Consider the following 2,049-nt stretch of genomic DNA (forward strand, 5'->3'; position numbering starts at 1 on the left):
ACCAGCGCCCGCTTGCCCTCCAGCAAGCCTGCGGTCCCCTCCGGCGAGCCCATGGCCGTCCATCCTAAGGCCGGCTGCCGGGGCTGAGCTCATCGAAAATCAGCACGGTCTGGGTTGACCGAATCTCGGGCATCTCCTGCAGTCGCGTGAGCACCACGTCACGCAGGGACGCGGCGTCGCGGGTCCGGACCCGCAGCAAGATGTCGTGCTCGCCCGAGATGAGCGCGACATGATCGACCTCGGGCATGCTCAGCAGCTGGCGGCGCACCGCCTTCCAGGACCGCTGGGCGATATCGAGGTAGACGTACGCCGACAGCCCGTATCCGTAACGCATCGGGTCGATGAGCGCCGTGTACCCGGTGATCACGCCGTCGCGCTGGAGCCTGGCCACGCGGTTGTAGGCGTTGGCCCGCGACAAGTGCACGCGTTCGGCCAGGGCCCGCATGGACAGCCGGCCGTCGGCCCGCAGCGCCTCGACGATGAGCCGGTCGGTGTCGTCCATCGGTGCCATGTGTCCACGCAGGGGATCCGCAGGCGGTTCGCTCGATGTCATATGGTCAGCCTAACCGCATAATGAGAGCAATTAGTCTCATCTTTTCCCTAAAAGCTAGAAATATGGCGGTCCAAGCACGCAAAATCTGGAAAAAAGGAGAGTGGAAGGAGATGCCGTGTCCACCCTTGCCGGCCTCACCCAGACGGCCCCGGCCGGCAGCCTCCTGCCGAGCGCGGCGCCGCTGCAGCTGATCGACCCCGATGGCCGTCCCGGCGGCAATCCGGGCGGCCTCGAGCTTCCCAAGCCGCCGATCCTGCTCGAACTGCACCGCCGCATGGTGCTCGGCCGGCGCTTCGACCGGCAGGCCACCACGCTGACCAAGCAAGGCCGCCTGGCCGTATACCCGTCCTCACGGGGCCAGGACGGCTGCCAGGTCGGGGCCGTGCTCGCGCTGCGGGACCAGGACTGGCTGTTTCCCACCTACCGCGACACGGTCGCGATCGTGACCCGCGGGGTGGATCCCGTTGAAGCGCTCTCGCTGCTGCGGGGCGACTGGCATTGCGGCTATGACCCGTACCAGTACCGCGTGGCACCGCAGTGCACCCCGCTGGCCACCAACACCCTGCACGCCGTCGGACTGGCCCACGCCGCCCGGCTCAAGCAGCAGGATCAGGTCGCGATGGTGCTGCTCGGCGACGGCGCGACCAGCGAGGGCGACACCCACGAAGCCCTGAACTTCAGCGCGGTATGGCAGGCGCCCGTGGTGTTCCTGGTGCAGAACAACGGCTACGCGATCAGCGTGCCGCTGGCCAAGCAGACCGCCGCACCGACCCTGGCCGCCAAGGGCATCGGCTACGGCATCCCGTCGCTTCTCATCGACGGCAACGACGCCGCGGTGGTCTACTCGGCCGTGCGCGGCTGCATCGAGCGGGCCGCCGACGGCCACGGGCCGACCCTGATCGAGGCGGTCACCTATCGCATGGAGGCGCACACCAACGCCGACGACGCCGGCCGTTACCGGCCCGCCGACGAGGTCGAGACCTGGCTCGCCCGCGATCCGATCACCCGGCTCGAGGCCTACCTCAAGGCCGCGGGCCTGCTCGACGAGCAGGCCGCCCAGCAGTTGGCCGCCGAGGCCGAGCGGTTCGCCGAACGGATTCGTGATCGCATGAACCACGACGTCAACGTCGATCCAGCCGAACTGTTCACCCACGTCTACACCCAGCCGACGCCAGCCCTGGAACGGCAGCGAACGGCGCTGCTCACCGAGCTAGAGGACTCCGGGCCATGACCGCGACGACCATCACCGCCACGACCCCGGCCGCCACGACCCCGGCCGCCGTGCCGGTGACCATGGCCGCCGCGCTCAACCGCGCGCTGGCCGACAGCCTGGCCGCCGACGATCGCGTGCTGGTCTTCGGCGAGGACGTCGGCACGCTCGGCGGGGTCTTCCGCGTCACCGACGGGCTCGCGGCCCGGTTCGGCGAACACCGCGTCTTCGACACCCCGCTGGCCGAATCCGGCATCATCGGCACCGCCATCGGCATGGCGATGAA

General features: G+C 69.2%; 2 protein-coding genes and 1 pseudogene. 2 read left to right on the forward strand and 1 reads right to left on the reverse strand.

Features of this window, described 5'->3' with window-relative positions:
- Positions 1 to 64: 64 nt before the first annotated feature.
- Positions 65 to 553, reverse strand: coding sequence for an Lrp/AsnC family transcriptional regulator (locus VML93_RS38060; protein WP_325618990.1), 489 nt, complete (start codon positions 551 to 553; stop codon positions 65 to 67).
- A 115-nt stretch (positions 554 to 668) separates the two neighbouring features.
- On the opposite strand from VML93_RS38060, the gene pdhA reads away from it, so the two are divergent.
- Positions 669 to 1,784 carry a pyruvate dehydrogenase (acetyl-transferring) E1 component subunit alpha gene (gene pdhA, locus VML93_RS38065; protein WP_325618992.1) on the forward strand — a complete coding sequence of 372 codons (1,116 nt, stop codon included), beginning with the start codon at positions 669 to 671 and terminating at the stop codon, positions 1,782 to 1,784.
- A 62-nt stretch (positions 1,785 to 1,846) separates the two neighbouring features.
- Positions 1,847 to 2,049: pseudogene (locus VML93_RS38070) on the forward strand (alpha-ketoacid dehydrogenase subunit beta); the annotation flags it as partial.

It is taken from the genome of Mycobacterium sp. (genome assembly GCF_035499775.1).
In the GTDB taxonomy this organism is placed as follows: domain Bacteria; phylum Actinomycetota; class Actinomycetes; order Mycobacteriales; family Mycobacteriaceae; genus Mycobacterium.

Excerpts from the sequence above, each read along its gene's own strand:
- VML93_RS38060 (WP_325618990.1), bottom strand. The coding sequence starts at position 553 with ATGACATCGAGCGAACCGCCTGCGGATCCCCTGCGTGGACACATGGCA.